At 36.9% G+C, this 24,409-nt stretch carries 22 protein-coding genes, 1 pseudogene and 1 riboswitch; of the genes and pseudogenes, 8 read left to right on the forward strand and 15 right to left on the reverse strand.

Going from position 1 to position 24,409, the window contains the following annotated elements; all coding sequences use genetic code 11:
• Positions 1 to 189 precede the first annotated feature (189 nt).
• The 3 genes and pseudogenes from IGJ23_RS10740 (at position 190) to IGJ23_RS10750 (ending at position 2,757) form a co-directional block, all read left to right on the forward strand.
• Positions 190 to 988, forward strand: a pseudogene (locus IGJ23_RS10740) (helix-turn-helix domain-containing protein).
• Positions 989 to 1,121: 133 nt separating this feature from the next.
• On the forward strand, positions 1,122 to 1,769 hold the full coding sequence (locus tag IGJ23_RS10745; protein WP_010737182.1) for a lytic polysaccharide monooxygenase auxiliary activity family 9 protein: 648 nt from the start codon (positions 1,122 to 1,124) through the stop codon (positions 1,767 to 1,769).
• Positions 1,770 to 2,112: 343 nt separating this feature from the next.
• Positions 2,113 to 2,757: a lytic polysaccharide monooxygenase gene (locus IGJ23_RS10750; protein ID WP_010720753.1), complete on the forward strand. Its 645-nt coding sequence runs from the start codon at positions 2,113 to 2,115 to the stop codon at positions 2,755 to 2,757.
• 170 nt (positions 2,758 to 2,927) lie between these two features.
• Here IGJ23_RS10750 and IGJ23_RS10755 read toward each other — a convergent pair whose 3' ends face one another.
• The 7 genes from IGJ23_RS10755 to IGJ23_RS10785 all read right to left on the reverse strand — a co-directional run bounded on the left by IGJ23_RS10755 (position 2,928) and on the right by IGJ23_RS10785 (position 10,360).
• Complete coding sequence (locus tag IGJ23_RS10755) at positions 2,928 to 3,929, reverse strand: SIS domain-containing protein (protein ID WP_010737180.1); 1,002 nt, start codon at positions 3,927 to 3,929, stop codon at positions 2,928 to 2,930.
• A gap of 12 nt (positions 3,930 to 3,941) precedes the next feature.
• Positions 3,942 to 4,991, reverse strand: a complete 1,050-nt coding sequence (locus tag IGJ23_RS10760; protein WP_438774944.1) for an SIS domain-containing protein — start codon at positions 4,989 to 4,991, stop codon at positions 3,942 to 3,944.
• Between the two features lie 16 nt (positions 4,992 to 5,007).
• The gene (locus tag IGJ23_RS10765; protein ID WP_438774945.1) at positions 5,008 to 5,829 is read right to left on the reverse strand and encodes a PTS system mannose/fructose/sorbose family transporter subunit IID; all 822 of its coding nucleotides are present in this window, start codon (positions 5,827 to 5,829) and stop codon (positions 5,008 to 5,010) included.
• On the reverse strand, positions 5,816 to 6,595 hold the full coding sequence (locus IGJ23_RS10770; RefSeq protein WP_438774946.1) for a PTS mannose/fructose/sorbose/N-acetylgalactosamine transporter subunit IIC: 780 nt from the start codon (positions 6,593 to 6,595) through the stop codon (positions 5,816 to 5,818). The genes IGJ23_RS10765 and IGJ23_RS10770 overlap by 14 nt, the downstream gene beginning before the upstream one ends.
• Positions 6,596 to 6,612: 17 nt before the next feature.
• Entirely contained in the window at positions 6,613 to 7,083 is a 471-nt protein-coding gene (locus IGJ23_RS10775; protein WP_010720758.1) for a PTS sugar transporter subunit IIB, read from the reverse strand.
• Between the two features lie 12 nt (positions 7,084 to 7,095).
• Positions 7,096 to 7,515, reverse strand: a complete 420-nt coding sequence (locus IGJ23_RS10780; RefSeq protein WP_010720759.1) for a PTS sugar transporter subunit IIA — start codon at positions 7,513 to 7,515, stop codon at positions 7,096 to 7,098.
• A 76-nt stretch (positions 7,516 to 7,591) separates the two neighbouring features.
• Positions 7,592 to 10,360 (reverse strand): sigma 54-interacting transcriptional regulator, encoded by a 2,769-nt coding sequence (locus tag IGJ23_RS10785; RefSeq protein ID WP_088745473.1) that lies wholly within the window; start codon positions 10,358 to 10,360, stop codon positions 7,592 to 7,594.
• Between the two features lie 374 nt (positions 10,361 to 10,734).
• Here IGJ23_RS10785 and IGJ23_RS10790 point away from each other — a divergent pair, with 374 nt between their 5' ends.
• Positions 10,735 to 12,450 carry an ABC transporter ATP-binding protein gene (locus tag IGJ23_RS10790; RefSeq protein ID WP_096709999.1) on the forward strand — a complete coding sequence of 572 codons (1,716 nt, stop codon included), beginning with the start codon at positions 10,735 to 10,737 and terminating at the stop codon, positions 12,448 to 12,450.
• A 1-nt stretch (position 12,451) separates the two neighbouring features.
• Positions 12,452 to 14,218, forward strand: coding sequence for an ABC transporter ATP-binding protein (locus IGJ23_RS10795; protein ID WP_207414459.1), 1,767 nt, complete (start codon positions 12,452 to 12,454; stop codon positions 14,216 to 14,218).
• Positions 14,219 to 14,501: 283 nt separating this feature from the next.
• Here IGJ23_RS10795 and IGJ23_RS10800 read toward each other — a convergent pair whose 3' ends face one another.
• A complete protein-coding gene (locus IGJ23_RS10800; protein WP_081128522.1) occupies positions 14,502 to 15,392 on the reverse strand; it encodes a helix-turn-helix domain-containing protein in 891 nt (296 codons plus the stop codon).
• A 266-nt stretch (positions 15,393 to 15,658) separates the two neighbouring features.
• On the opposite strand from IGJ23_RS10800, the gene IGJ23_RS10805 reads away from it, so the two are divergent.
• Positions 15,659 to 16,501 carry a hypothetical protein gene (locus IGJ23_RS10805; protein WP_438774947.1) on the forward strand — a complete coding sequence of 281 codons (843 nt, stop codon included), beginning with the start codon at positions 15,659 to 15,661 and terminating at the stop codon, positions 16,499 to 16,501.
• A gap of 13 nt (positions 16,502 to 16,514) precedes the next feature.
• Entirely contained in the window at positions 16,515 to 16,946 is a 432-nt protein-coding gene (locus IGJ23_RS10810; protein ID WP_094940096.1) for a thioredoxin family protein, read from the forward strand.
• A gap of 330 nt (positions 16,947 to 17,276) precedes the next feature.
• Here IGJ23_RS10810 and IGJ23_RS10815 read toward each other — a convergent pair whose 3' ends face one another.
• Positions 17,277 to 17,813 carry a folate family ECF transporter S component gene (locus tag IGJ23_RS10815; protein ID WP_010720763.1) on the reverse strand — a complete coding sequence of 179 codons (537 nt, stop codon included), beginning with the start codon at positions 17,811 to 17,813 and terminating at the stop codon, positions 17,277 to 17,279.
• Positions 17,814 to 17,850: 37 nt separating this feature from the next.
• Positions 17,851 to 17,949: riboswitch (THF riboswitch) on the reverse strand.
• Between the two features lie 155 nt (positions 17,950 to 18,104).
• Complete coding sequence (gene mgsA, locus IGJ23_RS10820) at positions 18,105 to 18,530, reverse strand: methylglyoxal synthase (protein ID WP_014834468.1); 426 nt, start codon at positions 18,528 to 18,530, stop codon at positions 18,105 to 18,107.
• 175 nt (positions 18,531 to 18,705) lie between these two features.
• Here mgsA and IGJ23_RS10825 point away from each other — a divergent pair, with 175 nt between their 5' ends.
• Positions 18,706 to 19,815 (forward strand): ABC transporter ATP-binding protein, encoded by a 1,110-nt coding sequence (locus IGJ23_RS10825; protein WP_010720765.1) that lies wholly within the window; start codon positions 18,706 to 18,708, stop codon positions 19,813 to 19,815.
• A gap of 171 nt (positions 19,816 to 19,986) precedes the next feature.
• On the opposite strand, the gene IGJ23_RS10830 is transcribed toward IGJ23_RS10825, so the two are convergent.
• From IGJ23_RS10830 to IGJ23_RS10850, 5 genes are all read right to left on the reverse strand, one after another.
• Complete coding sequence (locus tag IGJ23_RS10830) at positions 19,987 to 20,613, reverse strand: hypothetical protein (protein WP_010720766.1); 627 nt, start codon at positions 20,611 to 20,613, stop codon at positions 19,987 to 19,989.
• 706 nt (positions 20,614 to 21,319) lie between these two features.
• The gene (locus IGJ23_RS10835) at positions 21,320 to 21,784 is read right to left on the reverse strand and encodes a hypothetical protein (protein WP_081128516.1); all 465 of its coding nucleotides are present in this window, start codon (positions 21,782 to 21,784) and stop codon (positions 21,320 to 21,322) included.
• Positions 21,785 to 22,101: 317 nt separating this feature from the next.
• Positions 22,102 to 22,992 (reverse strand): 16S rRNA (adenine(1518)-N(6)/adenine(1519)-N(6))-dimethyltransferase RsmA, encoded by an 891-nt coding sequence (rsmA, locus tag IGJ23_RS10840; RefSeq protein ID WP_438774948.1) that lies wholly within the window; start codon positions 22,990 to 22,992, stop codon positions 22,102 to 22,104.
• Positions 22,985 to 23,551: a ribonuclease M5 gene (gene rnmV / locus IGJ23_RS10845; RefSeq protein WP_010720769.1), complete on the reverse strand. Its 567-nt coding sequence runs from the start codon at positions 23,549 to 23,551 to the stop codon at positions 22,985 to 22,987. The genes rsmA and rnmV overlap by 8 nt, the downstream gene beginning before the upstream one ends.
• Positions 23,544 to 24,320 (reverse strand): TatD family hydrolase, encoded by a 777-nt coding sequence (locus IGJ23_RS10850; protein ID WP_010720770.1) that lies wholly within the window; start codon positions 24,318 to 24,320, stop codon positions 23,544 to 23,546. Before IGJ23_RS10850 ends, rnmV begins: the two co-directional genes overlap by 8 nt.
• Positions 24,321 to 24,409 lie beyond the last annotated feature (89 nt).

Consider the following 24,409-nt stretch of genomic DNA (forward strand, 5'->3'; position numbering starts at 1 on the left):
TAACATATTACACCACCAATTAAAACGATTACAATTATTTGCATAGTATTGCAACACCCAAATAATCGATTACGCACTTTTTCTTTAAAAGCGCGCAAAAATGACGCTTTATTTAAATTTTATTACATTTGTGATATATTTAAAAAAACATCTACAATATATATAAAAAAACACTAGGAGGATAAAGATATGACTAACCATTCGTCTCTGATTCGTAAGTTAAGAAAAGAACGTGGCTTAACACAAGAACAGTTGACACGAGGTATCTCACAACGAGGAACCCTTGCAGCGTTTGAATCAAGAGGAACAAAGATCAGTTTTGAACTATTAGTTAACTACCTTGAACGAATGAACATTACTTTAGAAGAGTATCAATTTCTTCTTAATAGCAATTCACTTACGAATAAACAAAAATTAACCAACTATCTCATCTCATCCAAAAAAATCACTCACGAACAAGAATTAGAACTACCTCTACAACCATACTGATACCAATTTGAAAATAGAAGAAGAAATTTTTGTGATCAAAAATTATCTTGAAAAAATTGAAACCTGGGGACATTTTGAACTAACGATTTTTTCAAACTGTTTGTTTATTTTTGATGATCAATACATCATCCATCTCTTTCAAACCAGTGTATCAAAAATGAAAACGTACATAGACGCTACCTACTATTCAGAACTTTTCTCTAATTTTATTCTTAATGGTTTACGCCTCTCATTTAACCGTCATTCTGCGATTCTTAGAAAACTTTTTCTATGCGAACTGAAAAGATTAACGCAAAACCACAAACAGTCAATTGATCTTGCCCAGTATAAATTATTTGCGGCTTTGGATCGATTAGCAGATGGCGATCATTCAGCCATCCCGGAAATCGAAAAGGGTCTTCGTTTTTTTGAGTGGTTAGATTTGACTAATGCTAAAGAATATTTTAGTAATCTCAAAAATTCATTGATTGAAAGCAGTTTACAAAACAAAGCTAATTAACAATAACGAACCGGAAGATGTTATTTTTGTTGTAATGCTAGACAAACAATCTAAGCTTACTGTTCTCCTCGTTATACTAAATTCATGAAAAGAAAACCTTTTCATAAAAATCATTTTGGAGGAAAGTTATAATATGAAAAAAAGTTCTTTATTAGGGTTAGGTTTGGTTTTAGCAACGACAGGATTGACAACATTATCTTCCGTCAATGTTTCAGCACATGGTTATGTTATCTCGCCAATTAGCCGTGCCTATCAAGGTCAATTGGATAAAGAAAACATTGGCTATGATTTCGCAGTTCAAAAATATGGTCCGATCATTAATGAACCACAATCACTAGAAGCTCCTCAGGGATTCCCTAAAGGTGGACCAGCAGATGGAAAAATCGCTTCTGCAAATGGTGCAAGAGGATTTGAATTAGATAAGCAAACTTCTAGTCTATGGACGAAACAAAATTTAACAGGGGGAGCGACAAAATTCACTTGGAAGTATACGCAATCACACCCAACTAGTAAATGGCATTACTATATCACTAAACCAGGTTGGAACCAGAATAAACCACTTTCTCGCAATGAACTTCAATTGATCGGCGAAGTCCAAGGAAAAGGTGCGCAAGCTAGCACGAGTCCAACTCACACCATTACGATCCCAAATGACCGGATAGGTTATCATGTGATTTTAGCAGTTTGGGATGTAAGTGATACATCAAATGCCTTCTACAATGTCATTGATGCGAATATCCAACCTCGTAGTATCTTAAATGATTTAAATGAATCCATGTGATTCTCTTTAACTGAACAATCAATCATTCTTCATTTTCTTTACTGTTTATTGAAAACATTTGCTCAATCTTTCCCACGATGGGTAGTTCTAGTATTGCTAGGCTCAACATCGTGGGATCTTTTTCGTTTCACTTTTGCCACTCATCAATAATAAGAGCGTATCAGAAAGAAGTTATCTTTTATCGAACGCTTTTTCATGATAGCGAACTGAGCGAACTTTTTTAGGAACCATACTTTTTTTGTTGCAATAACAAACAATATTTAACCCTCTTCTCCTTTCGTTTTATACTATTTTTGTGAAAAAATTTATTTCACATAATAAGCAATTGATGGAGGGAATCAAGATGAAAAAAAGTTTAGTCGTAGGATTAGGTCTCGTTTTAGCAACAACTGGTTTAACTGCCTTATCGACAGTTAATGTGGATGCTCACGGTTATGTGGAGAAACCTATCAGTCGTGCCTATCAAGGAGAATTAGACAGTAAGAAGAATTGGCATGCAGCTCTTGAAAAATACGGTGAAATAATTACTGAGCCACAATCACTAGAAGCACCTAAAGGATTCCCAAATGGTGGACCTGCAGATGGAAAAATTGCTTCCGCAAATGGTGTCAAAGGATTTGAATTAGACAAACAAACTGCTACTATTTGGACAAAACAAAACCTTTCAACTGGTCCAACGAAATTCACTTGGTCTTATACTGCCGCGCATAAAACAGCTAAATGGCATTACTATATCACGAAAAATAATTGGAATCCAAACAAACCATTATCCCGCGATGAATTTCAATTTATAGGTGAGGTAGACGGTCACGGGAAAGATGCCGACACAAATCTAACACACACGATCACTATTCCAGGTGATCATCTCGGTTATCATGTCATCTTAGCCGTTTGGGATGTGAATGATACTTCAAATGCCTTTTACAATGTGATTGATGCGAATATCCAACCTCGTAATCTCTTAACTGACTTATCAAACAATTCATAAAAATTCTGCTATCAACATATCAACACACGGATCAAATCGCTCACTTGATCCATGTCATAACCAAAAAACATACCAGTATGAACCGCTTATCTCACTGACAGACGATTCATATTGGTATGTTTTATTTTATTATTTTACGAAATCGTTCCTCTTAGAACTGATTGTGTCGCTTAATACTCAAATTGACGGTAATATCTTCTGATTTCTAAGGGGTGACAATTTAATTGCTCGATATGTGCATCGATTCGTTGTGTCACCGCATGCATCAGCAAATAAGAAAGGACACGCCCACGATAACTTTCGTCAATTCCTTCAATTGGATAGTCTTTTGTATCAATCAATGTATAATTTGCACAGATTTTTGGTAATAGGTTTGCGACTCTTTCTGCAAGTACACGTTGTTCATCTTCTCCTAAGAACAACGTCACTGGTGTCGTTTCTTCAATCACTTCTAGCGTACCATGTAAAAATTCAGCAGCGTGGATCGATTTAGAAGGCAACCAACTTTGCTCTTCCCAATAACACATCGCATAAGAATAGACAGCGCCCCATTGGTTCCCAGCACCGATAAAATAGTGCATCGAATCATGACGATGTTTTTCAGCAAACGCTAATCCAAAAGCATCTGCTTGTTTTTCGGCTTCGACTAAGCCAACTGCTAAGTGCTCTTCTAATTGTTGATAATAGGTTTCGTAGTCTTCAAATTCGCCATGATTATACATCAAACGATCTGCGACCATGAAGAATTTGATTTGTTCAGTTCCAGGTGCAGGATACGTGATCGTATGGTCACAAAGTTCAGCGAGAATACTCTCTTTTGTATCAATAAACCCGATCAGTGTCGCACCCACTGTTTTGATTTCTTTGACCGCTTGCACGACTTCTTGCGTGGTACCAGTAACTGAAGACAAGACAACAATTGATTTTTCTGTTAGGCGTTTGTTGCCAGTTGTGTAATATTCTGCTGCATGTTGGACATAAACAGGTAGGTTACTTTTACCATTCATATAAGTCACAGCTTGCATCGCTGACGCGTAGGTTCCGCCGATTCCTAAATAATAAATTGCATCGAATCCCTCTCCCAATCCGTCAATGATTTGTTCCACTTGCGGACGTAAAGCTAGCGCCCCATTGATATCCTCGATTTGTTTTTGTTCATTGAATTTTAACATAGTCTCCACCTCTTAAATTTTACTTTTTAATACTTCATCAAAATCATCAAAAATTCTTTGACCTAAATCGATCCCTTTAGCAGTCGCAATTTTATAAGCCAAAACTTGGATCGGTACAACTAAAGCTAAAACAGAAAGTTCTTCTTCGCTAGTGATTCCCAGACTAAGCTGATTCTCAGTCGTTTCTCCTTCAGTCGTTACAACAATGACCTGTCCAACATATTGTTTCATGTATTGTGCTAATCGCTGGGAACGTTTTTGACTATCACTATCGGTTTCCAGGAAGAATAGGATGTGACCAGGATTGGCTTCTAAATACGGACCGTGCATGTATGCCTCTAATTCAAAGCCTTGGGAAGGTTCCCGAACAGTTTCTGTAAACTTGGTTTCAAACTCTTTCGCTGTTCCCCAATTCGGTCCATACCCGATCGCAATAAATCGTTTTGCTACACGAAAGAGTGCTTCATTTTTTTCAAAAAATTGTTCTGTTTGCGCAATGATCTGAGGAATTTTCATCACGATTTCTCTTAGTTGAACTAGTTTTTCTTCTTTTTGCGCTGCTGTTATTCGATCTTTACTGGTTCCAATCGCTAGACCTAAGAGAATCAACTGAAGAACGGTTGCTGAATAGCCCTTGGTAACAAACCCCACTTTTTCCACGCCCATATTCAAGTCAATCACTTGATCCACTTCTTTGGTGATCGGACTTTGATCATCTCCAGTTAAAGCGATCGTCCGTCGTTTTGATGATCGAATCTTTCGAATGGCATCGACTGTCGAAGCACTTTTCCCACTTTGAGAAACAGCGATGACTGTGTCAACTTCTTCTGACAATTTCCCATAATGATTAAAATGATAAGGTTCTTGGATATCCACAGTGATGTCTCCATAGCTTTCTAGTGCCGGCTTTGCAGCAAGACAAGCATTATACGAAGAACCTGTCGCCAGAATCAGAACGTGTTGCATGTTTTGATAAGACACATGAAGTGACGAATCATTCTTTTCAAGAATCGCTGATAAAACTGTTTTTTCTTCATGAATATAATCAAGCATTGTGACCATCTTGTTCTCTCCTTTTCTAAAAGATACCAATCCATGAACCAGCAATCCCAAAAATAGCTAATCCAATCAAAATCATCAATGGTTTGACTTCTTTTTTCAATAAATAAAAGACTGCTCCAAAGGCACCTAAACTTAAAATATGAGGAACGATATCATCAAAAATACTTTGGATCGTGACAGCATTTTCACCTGTTCCGATTTTCAAAGGAATATTGATATCGATCATCGTCGCAGTCATTCCGCCAACTACCATCAATCCAATGATTGAAGCACCTAACGTTAAACTTTCCATCATTCCGTTTGCTTGGATTTTCTTTAAAAATCCAGTACCTAGTCGATAGCCCCAACTTGTTGCCAAGTAACGAAACAAAACATGAGGGATATTGAAAATCAAAAGGAATAAAATTGGTCCTAAAATATTTCCTTGTAGTGCTAGCGAAGTCCCAACACCCGTCGCAATCAAACGCAACGTTCCCCAAAAGAATGAATCGCCTAACCCTGCTAAAGGACCCATTAGTGAGGTCTTGATACTATCGATAGCTGTTACATCAAACTCTGGGTCATTTTTATTTTCTTCTTCCATTGCTGCATTGATCCCTAAGATCAGGGTCACGATATGTGGTGTCGTGTTAAAAAACTCTAAATGGCGTTTAAGCGCCGCTGACATTTCTTCTTTGGTATGATAGAGCTTTTTCAAGATGGGAATAATGGCAAAGACATAGGCCATATTCATCTGTCTTTCATAGTTCCATGAAAATTCCATTTGAAATGAGCGCCAAAAGACCTGATTCAATTCTTTTTTGGTCACTTTGCGTTCTTCTTGATTAGAAGTCTTCATCCTCTTCTACCTCCCTTGCTGAAGTTTGAACGGATACTTGACGTACGTTCATGATATTGACGACAATGACGGCTAAGATCGCCCCAAAGATGGCAATACCTGTTACTGGAATCTCTAAGTAAGCTGCTACAGCAAAGCCTAAAAAGAAATAAGGTGCTACTTTTTTATTGATCAATAAACGTGCCAGCATGGCAAATCCAAGCGCTGGAATCAACCCAGTTGCAACGGTCAAGCCGTTTTGCACAAAATCTGGTATTTTCGCTAAGAGATTCCCGATCGTTTGACTTCCGACTAAATAAGAAATCATGACTACCAGACCAAGCATCAATGACAAGCCGAAACCAGCTAATAAGTGCATGTGTTCGACCCCTTTATAATTCCCATCCTCCGCATAACGATCTGCTCTGTGGTTCATGATCGGAATCAATAGTCCTAAATAAACATTTTTTAAAATAAGGGTAAGTGTCGCAATTGGTAACCCTAATAGTAATGCTGTTTCTGTTCCTGCTCCTGCAGTAATGGCAAATGCAGTTCCTAAGATTCCACCGGTCACAACGTCTGGTGGAATCGATGCTCCAACTGAAAATGAACCAATAAAAGCTAATTCCAAAGTTGCTCCCATAATAATACCTGTTTTTACATCTCCCAAAACAACCCCTGTAAATAATCCCGTTACGATCGGACGAGAAAGCAGGGAAGTTCCTAACGCATACTCTGATTGCGCAATAAAGGCAACCAGACCTAAAAGAATTGCTTGTAGGATCATCTTTTATTCTTCCTTTCTCATAAGACTTCCTTTGCTGCTATTTTTTTATCTGCTGGTACTTGACGAATTTCTACTTCTATCCCATCAGCGATCATTTGTTCCAACAATTTTTCTTCTTCAGGTAATACGTTGACCGCTTTACCTAGACTCCGCGTTCCTTCCTTTGCTTTAATCCCACCTAAATTGATTTGCTTGATCTGTGGACAAGCTTTTGCTAATTGATACGCATCTTTCACAGACTCTACTACGATAAATAGTTTATATTTATCCGTTACGCCACTTTGTAATGCAGCGATCGAATCTTCAATCGATTTGATCACTAGTTTCACTCCTTGTGGCTTTGCCAGCTTAATGGTTGTTTTGCGTATTTCATTGTTTGGCACATCATCATTTGCGATCAAAATACAATCTGCGCCAATTGACTGTGTCCAAGAAAAAGCGACTTGACCATGTAATAAACGATGATCGACTCTTGTTAAAATAATCATTTCCAATCCCTCCTAAAATTCTTCTTCTTCCATTTTTTTTTCGATACTTTCATTACAAAATTGGATCATTTCTTTTGAATCATTCAATACCTGATGGATCAATTCAACGATTGAATCAGCTGTCTCAATTTTTGTGGCAATCTCGATCAACAATGGCAGATTCAAACCAGCAATCAAGTAGATATTCGGTCGGTTAATGTACTGCAAAAATTCATTGTTTACACTGCCACCAAATAAGTCAGTGATGATGATCAACTCTTGCCCTTGATGATCGTTAATCAATTGCTGCACTGATTTTGCTAAATCAAACGTTTCAGTTCCATAGCAATCTAACGCTAGGATCGAATGCGTTTTACCAAAAATAAGTTCCAAAGAATCTAAAATCCCTGAAGCAAAACGTCCATGGGAGGCTAGAATAATTGTTCTTTCCATGTTTCCACCTCTTTCTTACTCTCACTACAAATAAAGCAAGATACGTGCCAACATAGTGGCGGTATCTTGCTTACGATTAAAATTCTTCTTCTGAGCCTATTTTATCCTCTACATTTTCGAGAATATCATAAATATAAGCGACTTCTGATGGTGGGATCGTGACACTATAATGTTCTTCGATGACACTAAATGCTTCTTTGATTCGATCCAAGGTTTCTTTTTGACACTGTAACAACTGTTCTTGACCATGGTAACTTTCAATCGGGATCTGCCTGATCAATCGCTCGATCAAACAACTGACATGGACAAAAAGGGCGATCTTTTGTGGCGTCGTGATGTTCTTATCAAAACGCATCTCCAATTCGCGCATAAACAGCTCGATTTCTGTCATCACTTTTTCTGTATCAAGGATCGTCACCGACTCCAGTACTTTTTCTAATGAAAAATTTCGGACAAATTGCTGATCAAAGTTAGCTTGTTCTTTCAATGAAAAAATAGGAGCCAACCATTGAACAAGTTCATCCATTTTCTCTCCTGAAATCAATGACTCTAACGAAAGATATGGCATCGTGTCGATTTGAGGATTCGTTGTCCCAATGATGCCAATCACATCGTACATCGAAAAAACCGATTCCGTTAATTTTCTTTGGGTTAATACTTGGTATTCATAAGGGATGATTTTAAGTGCGCTGTTTGCTGGTAAACTTTTTTCAAGTAGTTCACTCATATGGACAGCCGTTCCGATCCCCGTCATGCAAGTGATCAGTAATGCTTTTTGTTTATTTTTTTGAGGGTAAATGATCGTCCACTCTGCTTCCAAGGAGGCCACCGCTTCCTTGACGATTTCTTCCAGATCAGTCATTTTTTGCATTTTTTCTCCAATACTGATAACTAATGGTGTTGTCACATTATTCAAAATAACGATTGGGGCAAAGACCTGATCTTTGAATAGTTGATGGATTTCTTTTAACGAGCCCATATCAACTAAAATGATCAGTCCATTAGAGATATCATGACGATTACTGTAATCAATCATTTCATCCGCAATTTGCTGGGGTGTCACATCTAAGGGCATATCAAAGGATTCAAACAGATCATTTCCCAACAGTCGATTAGCAACGTTTGCCATACTACTAGCGGTAGCATAACCATGAGCAGCAATGATTGCTTTAGGCACACTTTGTTCTTTTGTCCATTTCGTCCGTCTCAAATAGATCGTTAATAAAATATGATCTAATAAAGTAACTTCTAAATCTAACTTGGCTTGTGTCAATTCCAAGATCCGATGGGCATAGTGATAGTTTGCTGGATACATTAGTTCTAACTGGCGGTCTAGTTCCTTGATCAATTGTTCGATTTCTCCATCTTCTGGTAACCACTTTACTGTGCTTCTTTGATAGAGATAATAACTTAGCGCATAGACGCTGTTACCATCAAACTTGATCTGATAGGCACTTTCCATTTGTTTTAGCGTTTCTCGAATGGAGTGCAACCAGTAGACTAGTAGTTCATGTTTTTCTTGGCGACTCGTTTCAAAGAGTAAAAAATCAAATAAATAAACGACTTCTTCTTTTAATTTTTCCTCACAGTTACTTACTGTTGCGCCATTTTTCTTAAAGGTCAATAATAGTTGTTCAAAGCAGCGGATCATTCGCTCCTGTTCTGGTTGTCTTTTTTCAACCAAATGAGCTAATTCTTTTTTCTCAGTGATCCACACAGCTGATTGGGCTGGGCTGTCTTGATGGGGAACCTTCAAAAGATATCTTTGTAAATGTTGGAGTTTGATCGATAGGCTCTCTTCCTCTTTTTGTTCAGCGAATGCTTTGGCTACAGCTACTTTTACGCTATTTTTCAATTCGCCGATGTTTCCCGAAAAACTTTGGTTCGTCAATAATGACAGCACTTGACCACTCACTTTCATTGGTCGCTCGATTTTTCTTTGTTCATTTAAGAAAAAAGAATAAATCAGCTCCAATCGTTCTTCTTTTCCACGAGCACGTAAAGAAGGCAGATCAATCTTAAAAGGAATCCGACGCATAAAAGTGGGCAGAAAATGTTTGGTGACTTCTTCAGTCGTAGCAAAGAAGAGCCGAACATCGACTTTTTTCCCCTGATTCGTTTCTCCCATTCGATAAATAATCCCTTGATCCAGATACGTAAACAATTTTTCTTGTCCTTCAGGGCTAAGTCGATGAACTTCATCTAAAAATAATAATCCCCCATCGGCTGCCTCAAAAGCGCCAACCTTATCTTGTGTCGCACCGGTGTATGCTCCACTGACATGTCCAAATAAATTACTCGTCAACAATTCTGGATTGTCGGCATATTGGGCACAATTCAACGTCACGAAAGGCGCATTTTCTGGTAAGAGATCATGTTCTAAACAGTATTGATAAACGATATTGACTAAGAAGCTTTTCCCTGTACCACTTTCTCCAGTTAATAACACAGGTAGCCCACCATCTGGATAAAAAAGAGCTGTTTTGATTTGTTCAATGCTTTCTTTCAGGCTTGCTTCGTGACCGATCACTAAAGAAAACAGATCTTTACTTCTTGAAAAAATAGGCTGTTCAGCCCTTATTTCTTCAGTTGAGGCATAATACGTTTTACTTAAAGCAAAAAATTGCTGTTCAAAAGCCATTTTATGAAAGTAATAGACCGGACGAGAATTGATCTTAACCAAAATGCCAGCTTCATTTAATTGATTAAGATAATGACTGACCGTATTACGTTTCACTTTAAAGTATGCTGCTAAATATTTCGCTGTAAAAACATCACTTAATTGTGCTAAATCGATAAATGCCGTTTGATTTTCTAAATAATCTTGGATTTCTTCTTTTAACATTCTCTCACCTCTTCTCCATCATAGGAAACGCATTCATTTTGTCAATAGCTATTTTTATCTAAAAAGAAGGAGAAACAAACGAGATTCGTCAATGACTTTTTTTGCTAATTCACTTCAAAGTTTCATTTATGAAAAGGCTTATTCACTTTTCATTCTAAATTTCATAAGATACAATGTGAGAGTACCTACTTATACATAGGAAAGTACTCGTTTAAGACAAAGGGTCATCAATGTAAAATAGACAGAAATTTCTTGCAACTGACTCCCCTTTCTCTTAAATCCGTGCCTACCGTTTAAGTAGCTAAGAAAGAAATTCGAGAAAATTTATTTGGCTTTTTCTTAGCTAATGGTAAATATATTTTAGGAGGAATCATATGATTCAGTTATTGCGTTATGCAAGAGATTACCGTAAACAAATCATTCTGGGTCCCGTTTTTAAATTCTTAGAAGCTGTCTTTGAATTGATTTTGCCATTATTGATGGCCTCATTGATTGATAACGGTCTAAAGATGAATGATCGTGGTGTGATCATCCAAATGGGGATCTGGATGGTCGTGATGTCAGTTGTTGGATTGATTTGTGCGATCATTTGTCAATATTATGCTTCAATAGCTTCACAAGGATTTGGTACTGAGCTTAGAAATCAACTAATCAAGAAAATCAATTCCTTTTCACATAGTGAATTAAATCATTTTGGTACAGATACATTGATCACTCGAATGACGAACGACATCAACCAACTCCAATTAGCATTAGCCATGGTAATCCGTTTATTGATCCGTGCGCCATTTCTAAGTATCGGTTCAGTCGTCATGGCCTTTGTGATTGACTGGGAAATCGGCTTGTTTTTCTTAGCTATCCTACCGATTTTTTCAATCATTTTATACTTTATCATCAAAAAAACAATTCCACTGTACCAAAAAGTCCAAGAAAAACTGGATCGTTTAAATGAAACGGTTAGTCAAAATCTAAGCGGTGTTCGTGTAATTCGGGCATTCTCCCGCACAAAAACAGAAATTGATACTTTTGATGAGGACACCGATGAATTAGCTAAAAACTATTTACGTGTTTCAAACATCTCAGCTCTCTTATCACCGGCTACCACATTGATCATGAATATCGGTATTATTTGTTTGTTGACTGTTGGTGGGATCAAAGTCAATATCGGACATTTGCAACAAGGTCAAGTCCTTGCGTTGATTAATTACATGAATCAAATGTTACTGGCATTGATCGTCGTATCTAACCTGGTCGTTATCTTTACCCGGGCCGAAGCTTCAGGTAATCGGGTCAAAGAAGTCCTAGAAACTGACACCACACTGACAGATGCAGAAGATGCCTTGACACCGAATTTCCAATCCGAAAACATCGTTCAATTTGAACATGTCGACTTTCGTTATACTGAAAAATCAGGATTATCTTTACAAGACATTACTTTTGCTTTGAAACGAAACACGGTTTTGGGGATCATTGGACCAACCGGTAGCGGAAAAACAACTTTAACTCAATTGATTCCACGTTTCTATGACGTCAACGCAGGTTCCGTTGCTTTTGATGACGTGGATGTTCGCTCATGGAAACTTGATCCTTTAAGAAGCCAAATCTCACAAGTTCCTCAAACCGCTGTTTTATTCACTGGAACTATCCGTGAAAACCTTCAATGGGGAAAAGAAGATGCCACAGATGAAGAATGTTGGGAAGCTCTTAGAATTGCTCAAGCAGAAGATTTTGTTCGACAACTTCCTAAAGGATTAGAAACAAAGGTAATGGAAAACGGAAAAAACTTTTCTGGCGGTCAAAAACAACGGCTAACGATTGCACGTGCGTTAATTGCCAAACCTGAATTATTGATTTTAGATGATTCTTTAAGCGCGTTAGATTATCAAACCGATCTTAACTTAAGAAAAGCATTACAAACCTCACTAGATACGACAGTCATTATTATTTCTCAACGAATCCGCTCGATTCAAGAAGCACATAAGATCCTCGTGATGGATCAAGGAAAGATCGTTGCGCAAGGGAAACATGAAGATTTATTGAAGGATTCCGTTGAGTATCGCGAAATCGTCGCATCACAGGAGGAAGAATAAGATGAAAACAAAAAAATTATCCTGGAAAACCCTCAAACGATTCGTTCCTTACCTTACAGCCTATTCAAAAGATATCTGGTTTGCGATCCTTTTAGGGATCATCAACGGGATCGCTACTGTGGTAATGACTTTACAGATTGGTCAAAGTATTGACCAAATGATCGGCGCAGGTCAAGTCCGATTTGCTCAATTGTTCCACCTCTTATTATTATTTGGCGGGATCGTATTGATCAACGTGATCAGTCAATGGCTGATCCAAGTCTTAAGTAATCGCTTGGCTTATCTTTCCGTAGCAAAATTAAGAAAAGATGCCTTTGCACGTTTGAATAAATTACCGCTTCGTTACTATGATCAAAATTCACACGGGAATATCGTTAGTCGTTTTACCAACGATATGGATAATATTTCCATTGCGATCTCTGCGGCTTTTAACCAAATGTTTGCCGGCGTGGCTATCATCGTCTTGTCTTTTATATTTATGTTACGCCTTAGTCCTTTATTGACACTCGTCGTGATTTGCTCCACACCGATCATTTTTCTTGTGAGTTGGATCGTTGCCCGTGCATCACAAAACGACTTTGACAATCAACAAAAGATTATCGGGAATATCTCTGGTTTTGTCACCGAACGGATCGGGAATCAAAAAATTGTCAAAGCCTTTCAACAAGAAGAAATGAATCAGCGACAATTCCAAGCATTGAACACTGATCTTTATCAAAAAGGACAACGTGCCCAATTTTCTTCTTCTTTGACGAATCCGTCTTCTCGTTTTGTGGATCACTTGGCTTATCTTTCGATTGGATTAGTTGGTGGTTTACTAGCATTAAGAAGTGGCTCAGCCATTACAGTCGGTGTGATCTCTAGTTTCACGATCTATTCTAGTCAGTTTTCTAAACCGTTTATTGAACTTTCTGGAATCACGACACAGATCCAAACCGCTTTTTCTGGATTAGAACGTGCCTTTGAACTCATCGATCAACCCGAAGAAACGCCAGATGAACCTAATGCTTATGCGTTGAATCCAGCAACAATCAAAGGTGAAGTAGCGTTCAATCATGTATCCTTTTCTTATGAACCAAGTCAACGATTGATCGAAAATTTCAGTTTTATTGCTAAACCAGGGCAAACGATTGCGATTGTAGGTAAGACTGGTGCTGGTAAATCCACGTTAGTTAACCTGTTGATGCGTTTTTATGATGCGACAGGTGGAACTATTACGATCGACGGGTATGATATTCGAGATATCCAAAGAGATAGCTTGCGAAAAAGCTTTGGAATGGTTTTACAAGATACTTGGCTCTTTGACAGTACGTTAAAAGAAAATCTACAGTATGGCAATCCAGATGCTAGTGATGAAGAAATCAATCAAGCACTCAAAGCTTCGTATATGTATGAATTTGTGGAACGCTTGCCTGAAAAGTTAGCAACAAAAATCGGCGGACAAGGACTGAAAATCTCTGACGGACAAAGACAATTGTTAACGATCGCCCGTACAATGATCAGCAACCCTCCTATGTTGATCCTAGATGAAGCAACTAGTTCAGTCGATACTTTGACGGAAAAGAAAATTCAAGATGCCTTTTTAACAATGATGGAAGGCAAAACGAGCTTTGTGATTGCCCACCGTTTATCGACAATCAAAAATGCCGATCAAATCTTAGTCATGGAGCAAGGCGCCATCGTTGAGATGGGTACCCACGATGAATTACTACAAAAAGACGGGTACTACCATCAACTATATCAAGCGCAGTTTACTAAAAATAGTTAACTCAATCAAAAAGTAGTTGTAATAAATCAGTGTAACTGTCCCTCAAAAGCTAGTTTTTCACTAACTTTTGTGGGACAGTTATTATTTTATTAGAGAAAAGCATTAAAAGAACCTATTCATTCACTCCTAAAACATGAACAACGTCTTTGCGACATGACTCACTTTATATGTAAATGGTTATCAAAACTATACTTCTTCATAAAAAAACAAAAGCAAAACATTTCATCCCTAGCTCATCTTTAAATAGCTTAGCTGTCCAAAACTTCCTTACTACCAACGGTTTTTATTCTATAATTGAAGGTAAAAGAGAAAGACCATAAAGTCTCTCATATTTTTTTAAAGCTAAAAGAAACTCCTCTTCAAGTTGAGTTGCACCAATTAACCTAATCCCCATAAAAAAATCTGTTAATTGCTTAGGATTAGCTGTACGCTCGACCAAGCTATTCAGTAGCAAATCGTCAAACCTTTCGTGTACCTCTGTTTTTTGTGGTGTCACTAGTCTACCTCGAACCATCTTTAATTTTTCTAAATATTCTTTTGAATAGCCGCTTTCTTTTCTTTCTAGCATTAAAAGAAAGAGAACATGATACAACGTGCAAAGTGAAGAGAGAAAATTTTCGTTATCACCCATTCTTTCTACTTTCGAAGCTTGCATTTGAATAAATTCTGTTGTAAAAAGAAAAGCCAGTGAAGTAAATGTGACTATTTCAAAACGACCATATTCTGCTACTTTTTCTAGATGGTTCATGATCGCTTTGATATAAACCTTATCATGTAGGGTAAACTTTCTTTCATCATTCGGTAGTAAATGCCATTGATAGCCTTTAGCTATTAGATAATTCCGCTTATCAACAATGCTTTTTGTTTTTTTGATATCTAATTCTAAATTTCTTAATCGGTCGTCAATTGGTAACTTGACATCTTCCAATTGACTAAGTAGCTGATTTAACTTTTGTCTTGGATGATTTCCGTTTATTTTATTTAAATAAAATAAACATTCGTCTAACTCAATGTTCATCTTTTTTAAAAAAGCTAATAAAGGAATCAATGGAATCTGATTTTTACCACTTTCGTATTTTACTAAAGATTCTCTAGAAGTTATTTTATGTGCTAACTCTTTTTGAGATAACCCCCTTTCCTTTCGAAATTTACGTAGTAATTCATGAATTTCCATTCGTCGTTCACTTCCTTTTTTAAATTCAATGTGACTATTGATACCATATAAAATAATTTACTCGTTTTCATTCTATACTATGGATACAAGTAATAAAAGCGCTTTAAATAATAGTAAAGGAGAAAATATCAGGTGATTTGTGAAAATTGTTATAAAGTGCTTATTTTTACTGCAAAGAACAAAAAAGAAATGTTATGTAAGAATTCACATGACTAAGAGTAACTATTTTTTACTTAAACTGGATCATCTAAAGGAATTAAAAAAATATGTTAAAAAACAAATTCATTATAAGTCTTATTGCTGTTATAACTCTAGCTTCCTTTATCATTCCTAACTTTTCTATGATTGTCAATGCAGAGATGATTCAAGAGACTGACTATGTGCCAGTGACACAAACGATTAGTACCTATTTTGAAAGTAATCCAGTGACGGTTCCTGGTATAAATTCGAAAGAAGCTACATCAATCGTTAAAAATATGGTCATTTTGTCTGAAACAGCAAAAGAAATTAGCTCGAAAGAAAAAAACAAACTAATGGACGTATTTTCATCTAAACTTGACTCTACTATTCAATTACATGTTTCAGAAAAATATTTAACATTGGACAATGCTACAGCGTTACAAATTATAAGTGAAAATGGAGAAAATAAAGATTATTATTCATTGACTGTACCAATCACAAATAAACACTATAATCTATTCAGCAGTGTTACGGTAATCTTTGATATGATGTACAACATTAAGGGAGTCCAAGAATCTTTGATCACTCAATCAGAAAAAGATACTTTCGAGATTAGAACATTTTCCAATGGCGAAGAAATGACTCACCAAATTCTTGAAGATAAATTTATACCAAATAATGAATTGAAAAAACAGTTACAAGAAGTTCAAAGTGAGTTTCTTCATTTGAAGCAAACCCGTGGAATGGCTGAAAAAGCAGCCTGTCTAGCAATTGTTTTAGGAATAAGCCGTGCAGTTGCTAACATCATTGCCCCTACATGTGCTGCTGCTTGTCTTGCAGTTCCATTAGTATGTGCTGCTTGTATAACAGGTTTTGTCGCTCTTGCTGGTGGTGCCATCGGTGGAGTAGTCGCATGTTTTAAATTATAAACTGGTTGTGTTTATGATAAATATTAATCCAAAAAAATTGATGTGTTTCATTTTAATTATTTTTAGTTTACCTACTATTTTATATGTCTATACTCAAATGGCAACATCTAAAGAAGGTTTATATGAAGTGGATAGTATTTCTTTAGAAAAAATAATGAATGGAAAGGATACTTTATTTGTTTATGTAGGGAGACCTACATGCCCCCAATGTAAAGAATTTGAGCCTATTTTGCGAAAAGTACTAAACAACCAGCACCAATCTATGGGATATTATAATACAGATAACGCTCGTAAAGAGAATGAGGATAAGTTGGAAATAATGGCTGACAGCTTAGGAATTAATTCTATCCCGGCCATAATAAAAATTGTGGATGGGAAAGTTATTGATCGAATAATTGGCCTAAAAAATGAAAAAGCAATCGAGGAGTTTATCCTAAATGGCTAAAAAGAATTGGTACAAAGAATTGTTAAAGATATCACTGTGTATAAATATTATTATGACACTTTTCCCTAATTTTAGATCTGGAAGTGCTATTTTCTACTTCAATCTTCAAATTGGGCTTGCCTATTACTATCTTTCATTAACAAAGCCCTCTAAAAGTGTCACAATCCTTTTGACCATCATCAGTAGTATTCTAGGTGGTATGGCCATATATCATCTCTTTCAATCGTTGTTCACTATTTTATAGAAATAAACGTCTCCTTTCTTACAATAAATAAGCAAAAGAAGCAACCTTCTGGGATGGGAAGGTTGCTTCTTTTGTTTCTGAGTTGACTATTTTGCGTGAAGAGTCATACTTCTTAAAATCTTTTTGTATGGAATACTACGTCCGACGTAATACATCGCAATGGTTTGAATAGGAATCCAAACGACTGTTTTTAATAACCTTGGTGCCCAGACGATCCAACTAAATAATGGAACATGATACATCATCGCTAGCCACAAAGGAGTCAATAGCAAATTAATGATCAGCGTGACCGAAAGTGTAGCTAATAGCGAATTTTTCCAAGTAATCTCTTTTCGATAAAAAAAGAAACCATAAATTGCTCCTTCAATAAAGGCATTCAAAGTAAAACCAATGAAGAAAGCTGTTTTTGAAAATAACGCCATTCCTACTAAGTCAGCTAATACACCCCCAATTCCAGACCAAAACGGGCCAAATAAAATCCCCATGATCATTTGTGGAATAAATGTGACACTGATCTTCACAAAAGGGGTTTCGATCGATACCAAACGGGATAAAGTGACCATCAAAGCAATCAACAATCCCATGATAGCGATCATACGTGCGTCTAATCGATTCTTCTTCATTTCTTAGCATCTCCTTTAAGAGCTGCTACATCCTACATGCAGCGAATGCGAAAATAAAACCGCGAACAACTTGTCCTTCGTCAAAGAGGCAACATCCCATCCTCTCAGCACTTAACGCTTTATTTTCTACTCTGTTTATTTTTGGGAAGTCATTCCCAGCAAAACTATAGCATAGATCACACACGACTGTAAATAAAAAAACATACATTCCCGAATAAAAAGTAATTCATGTTCGTGAAAAATCACACATTCAACGAACATAAATGGACGATCAATAGCAAATAACGAATTTTATTCCAGAGACAACGGTCGATTTTCTAACTCATGAACTACAGTACGGAAATCCAGAAAGCCAGCTTCTAGTCCTCGCAACAGTACTTCTGCTGTTCCAATATTAGTTGCTAAAGGAATTTCGTAAACATCCGATAAGCGGATCAGTGCAGTCACATCCGGTTCATGAGGCTGCGCAGCCAACGGATCTCGCAGAAAAATCACGAGGTCTAATTGATCTTCTGAGATCATTGCACCAATTTGTTGGTCACCACCTAAAGGACCGGATTTAAAGCGATGGACTTTTAAGCCAGTTGCTTCGGTGATTTTACCACCTGTTGTCCCAGTTGCGAATAATTCATGTTTTTCCAGGATTGCCTTATAGGCGGTTGTCAACTTGATCATCAAGGGCTTTTTGCGGTCATGAGCAATTAAAGCAATTTTCATATTGATCATCCTTTCCTCTCTCAACATCTTGTTCCTACTCTCTATTTTACCTCAAGGTGTAGCATATTGCCCAAAAAGACAATCAATTCTTGTTCAAGTTGCCATTGAGCGTAGATAACGCTTTCATTTATACTTAATTCAACATTAAAACTAAACAGAAAGCGTGGAATGAATCATGGTAGAAATGGCACTGAAACATGTATACAAACAATATGACAACGCAGAAAATTATTCCGTAACGGATTTTAACTTAGCAATCGATGATCGTGAATTTATTGTCTTTGTTGGACCTTCTGGTTGTGGAAAATCAACTACATTAAGAATGATTGCTGGGCTAGAAGATATCTCGGAAGGAGAATTAAGCATCGGCGGTAAAGTAATGAACGATGTAGCACCAAAAGATCGTGATATCGCTATGGTATTCCAGAACTATGCGTTATACCCACACATGACTGTATTTGACAATATGGCTTTTGGGTTGAAGTTGAGAAAGTATGACAAAGCAGACATCAAAAAACGGGTAGAAAATGCTGCTGAGATTTTAGGGCTTACTGAATATTTGAAACGTAAACCTGCTGCTCTCTCAGGTGGCCAACGTCAACGGGTTGCTTTAGGACGTGCCATCGTTCGTGACGCAAAAGTTTTCTTGATGGATGAACCATTATCAAACTTAGATGCAAAATTACGGGTAGCGATGCGTGCTGAGATCGCCAAACTCCATCAACGTTTAGAAACAACAACCATCTATGTAACTCACGACCAAACAGAAGCAATGACGATGGCAGATCGTATCGTTATCATGAAAGATGGCTTTATCCAACAGATCGGTACGCCAAAAGAAGTGTATGACACACCAGTCAATATGTTCGTCGCAGGATTTATCGGTTCACCCGCAATGAACTTCTTCAACGTTACTTTAAACAATGGAGTAATCAGTGACGGTCATGGCTTAAAATTAAAAATCCCTGAAGGAAAAAACAAAGTCTTAGTTGAAAAAGGATATGAAGGGAAAGAAGTTGTTTTTGGTATTCGCCCTGAAGATATCCACAGTGAACAAGTGGTGTTAGAAGCACAACCCGAAGCAGTTGTTCATTCAGAAGTTGTTGTATCAGAATTGTTAGGTGCAGAAACCATGCTTTATACCCGAACAGGTACAACTGAATTTATTTCAAAAGTCGATGCACGTGACTTCCATAAACCAGGGGAAATGGTCGACTTAGCATTCAATATCAGCAAAGGACATTTCTTTGACAAATCAACTGAAGAAGTGATCGGATTGCCATAAAAATTAAAAAATCAGCTTTTGATGTAAATTTTGGCAGAAACTATGCCAAAAGCTAGAACTATAAAAAATAAGCCGAAAGTGCTGTGTTCATACACAGCACTTTCGGCTTATTCATTTTAAAGGAGTTATCTCTAGTTAAAGAGGAAAAACTGATTGATAATGGTACTTTTTTCAAGCCATTTTCTTGATTGATTTCGTTGAAGGTGTCTTCTGACTTACTTGCTTAGCTTTAGTGAAAACTGGAATATCAAAGTATTTGCTCAATGTTCCGGCTACAAAATAAGCAATATTGTAATCGACTAAACTATGGATCAACCCACCAATCCCCATTAAGATAAAGACTGTATAAAAATAGCCTTCAGAATAATAAGTTTCTGGCATGTTCCCTACAAAGAAAAAGACACTAACCACTAACATTTCCGCAATCGAATGAATGATACCTATCACAAAATTGAAACTTTGGAAGCGCCAGTTGGCTAAAGTAAATTGGCCATTTTTTAAAACGATTTCTGGTTTCTTTTGCAAATACCAAGAACCAATCACTGCAAAAATCAAATGAGATAATGCACGCAGCGCAATAATTACTGGTGTGGTCAAAAAGAAGCCAAATGTTGTACCCAAAGCAACGGTAATCGCAATTCCTGGTGAAAAAAACATCGCAATAAATATGGGTACATGAGAAGCCAAAGTAAAAGAAGCAGGTGGAATCATGATTTTTGGCATAACCATTGGAATAATAACCCCCATAGCTATCAACAAGGCAGAAATAGTCAGGGATCGTACTGATTTTTTTTTCATTTTTTTCTCTCCTAATGTGTCTTGACACCTTTATGATATCTTATTTTAACTTTAACAACAAGATGTGTCAAGACACATCAATCAGAAAAATGTTGAATGAGCCTTTTTCATGTATTCAATTATCCGACACCAGATAAAGTAAATTTTGAATGAAGCTTATACAAGAAATATGTTTTAAACTACAGTCTCTGCTAGCTACATCATCTCCTTCAATTTTTGTCTATATAGATGAAAGATAAATACAAAAAAGAAGTACGCCCTATGTACATGTCAACAACAATATTTCCTGGAACCCTATTTAGCCCCAGTATCATTCTAATTTCCTACCCTAAGGTATACACACTAAAACAACGAGATACACTGGGCTCACCCTCTTGAAGTATAGTCCATTTTAATGGTTGCTGATTTTAATACAAAAATAAACCCGTCCACCCTCACTGAAGTTTATGACAGGTTTATTTTTGGTTGTTTTACTTCAATCAAAAAAATTTTTTTCTTTTTTATAAGGATAGCTCCACCAAAACAACAGTATGAACACGATAAAAAAAATTACTTTTAGATAGGCAGGAACATCCCTGAAATAAACTCTTACTGTTTTTCCAAAATCATCATGAATGAATAATCTAATGAAATTAGATACACAAAAAAATAGTGTCAGTCCCCAAAAAATCAGTCTCTTTGTTCCTTTCATTTTCTTACACTCATCCTATAAGAAAATGAAGCTAGCAGTCTTAACAGTCCAATGAGCTGCGGTTCTATTCCACCCGTGATTCACTAACCAATTTTCTGCACCTTGTTCTAAATTATCTTGCCATTCGAATAAGTAATTAGTAACATCACTTACCGTTTTTTCACCTGTTTTAGCTACTAACCATTTGGCTATCTTTTTAATGACGGCAATTTTCCAGCGAGGAGTTGGTTGTCTATCGGACTCGTATTTTTCTTTTAATATTTGTAATTGCTCCACTTGGGATAAGTGAGCACCGGATACTAATCGTTCAAATTCTACTTTCTTTTCATTTGATAAATCGTTGTAGTATTTATCAAATTCGTTTGTGGCGGTAAAGTTCGTAGCTTTTTCTGAAGCAAATACATTGGTAACAGGGGCAATTGATCCGCCAACGGTAATCAATGTTAACCCCAAAACAATCGATTGGTTCATTTTGTTCATTAACTCACCCTTCTTTCTCCTTAGTAATCAAAATAAGTTCTAAAAATTCATCGTGTTCATTTATGATTATAGTATCGTTTTATTCTAAAAAAATTTATTTTCATAAGAAACTATTTTTCGGTCTAAACCGTTAGCCATTCTTAAATACATGAACGATTATGATCTTAAACTGAGATTACAGGAATCGGGCTACAGGAGTCATTTACTTATTTTTTCAATTAGTGATGACTATCCTGAACTTAGATAAACAAAACGCCTAAAAGCTAGTATGCTAGACTTTTAGGCGTTTTGCTTTCTTTATTGAATTAGATTAGAACTTAATTTTTCTCGCTCAGCTCTTCCATTGCATTACTTAATGCAGCAAATTCGGCTAATGAGAGGGTTTCTCCACGACGTTTAGGATCGATGTTAGCTTTTTCTAAACTAGTCGTTAACCAAGCTTTCGTTGCTTCATCTTTGCCATATGAAGATTGTAAGTTATTCCATAATGTTTTTCTTCGTTGCTGAAACGCTGCTTTTATCAATCGGAAAAATGCCTTTTCATCAGTAACCGCTACAGCTGGTTGCTTTCTTCTGGTTAGTTTCAAGATAGCTGAATCGACATTCGGTTGTGGAACAAAAACAGTCTTAGGTACGATGAAAGCAACAGATGCTTCCATATAATACTGTACAGCGATTGATAATGAGCCATATGCTTTTGTACCGGGATTTGCAGAAATACGATCAGCAACTTCTTTTTGCATCATCACAACCATTTCTTCTACTTGCAGATCTGATTCTAAGAAATGCATCATGATCGGTGTCGTAATATAATAAGGTAAATTTGCAACAACTTTGATCGGTAAATCTTGTTCAAAATAGGTTGTTGCTGCCTGATCTAAATTAGTTTTTAAAATATCTTGATGAACAACAGTCACATTAGGATAAGGAGCTAACGTATCTTTTAACACAGGAATCAAGCGATCATCGATTTCAAAGGCAACGACTTGATTGGCATTACGTGCTAGTTGTTCCGTCAACGCTCCAATACCTGGACCAACTTCGATGACATTTGTTTGTTGATCGATTTCGCCAGTTTCCACGATTTTTCTTAAGATATTTGGCTCAGTCAAAAAATTTTGACCTAAACTTTTTTTAAATGAAAATCCATGTTTCAATAAGATTTCTTTTGTTCTAGAAGGTGTCGCAATATCACGCTGTTCACTCATGTTGTTCCTCCACTTTTTTCATTGCTTGGGCAAATTCCTCTGGTGTGATCCGAAACATTTTCAAACGCTTCTCCAGTTGTTTCCCATTGGTATAACCAATTCTTAATTCGTCCCCTAATTTTTCACGTTTTTCTTTTGCTTGTGCTCCCGCTATTAAACCATGAGAAATCAACACTTGTCTAGTAATTTCCGTTTCGTCTTCCTCAAAAGATGGGGTGATTACTTTTTTTAATGCTTCTAAGATGGCCTCGTCACTAGCATGTTCAACGCCAAGACTTCCTTGTTTTTTGGGACGTGCTTGCTGACGAGGTAAGAAAGCATGTTTTGCCTGAGGAACGACTTCCATGATCGTCTTGCGGATTTTCTCGCCCGAAAAATCAGGATCGGTAAAGATGATCACACCACGTGTTTCCTGCGCATGTTCAATCTGCATGAGTATTTCATCATTGATCGCTGAACCAATCGTTTCGATCGTGTCGACGTCGACTACTTCTTGGAGTCTTCTAGTATCGTCTTTTCCCTCAACGACTACAATTTCTTGGATTTTTAATTTAGTCATTTTCAGCGATCCTAAATAGACGATGAGCATTTTTCCAAGTTTGGAGCGCCACTTCTTCTACCGGAAGATTACGTAATTCGGCAATTTTTTCAACTGTATAACGGGTATAACCTGGCTCGTTTCGTTTCCCACGATAAGGTACTGGAGCTAAGTAAGGCGCATCCGTTTCTACTAGCAATCGATCGAGTGGAACATGAGTGGCTGCTTCTTGAACATCTTGCGCTTTTTTGAAAGTCACGACCCCACTAAATGAAATGTGCATCCCTAAATCAAGAAATCGTTTGGCCCATTCAAAATCGCCACTAAAACTGTGCATGATTCCACCAATATCACGAATATCTTCTTCTTTTAAAATTTGATAAGTATCTGCTAACGCTTCTCTGGTATGGATACTGATCGGCAGATTCATTTCTTTCGCAATCGCAATTTGTCTACGAAAAACTTCAGCTTGCACTTCTTTCGGATCTTCCATCCAGTAATAATCTAAGCCGATTTCACCTAACGCTACCACTTTCGGCATCGTTAATTGCTCTTGTAATTTTTTCTCAACGTCTTTAGTATAACTTCCTGCTTCAGTAGGATGCCAACCAATAATACTATATATGTTTGAATAATCGTGACTAAGCTGTAATGATTTTTCGATCGTTGGGGTATCGAAACCTACTACCGCCATTTTTGTCACGCCCAACTCTTTGGCCCGTTCAATAGTTTCAGGAATATCATCATTAAATTGTTCCGCATTCAAATGGGTATGAGAATCAAATATCATTTTTTATCGCTCCTTTTCTTCATTACTTTAGCATATAAGTGGCTATGGCAGAAGTAGGAAAGACGAAAATCAGGTCAAATTTATTGAAA

The sequence above is a fragment of the Enterococcus sp. DIV1682a genome, from assembly GCF_051711005.1.
Taxonomy (GTDB): domain Bacteria; phylum Bacillota; class Bacilli; order Lactobacillales; family Enterococcaceae; genus Enterococcus_B; species Enterococcus_B hirae.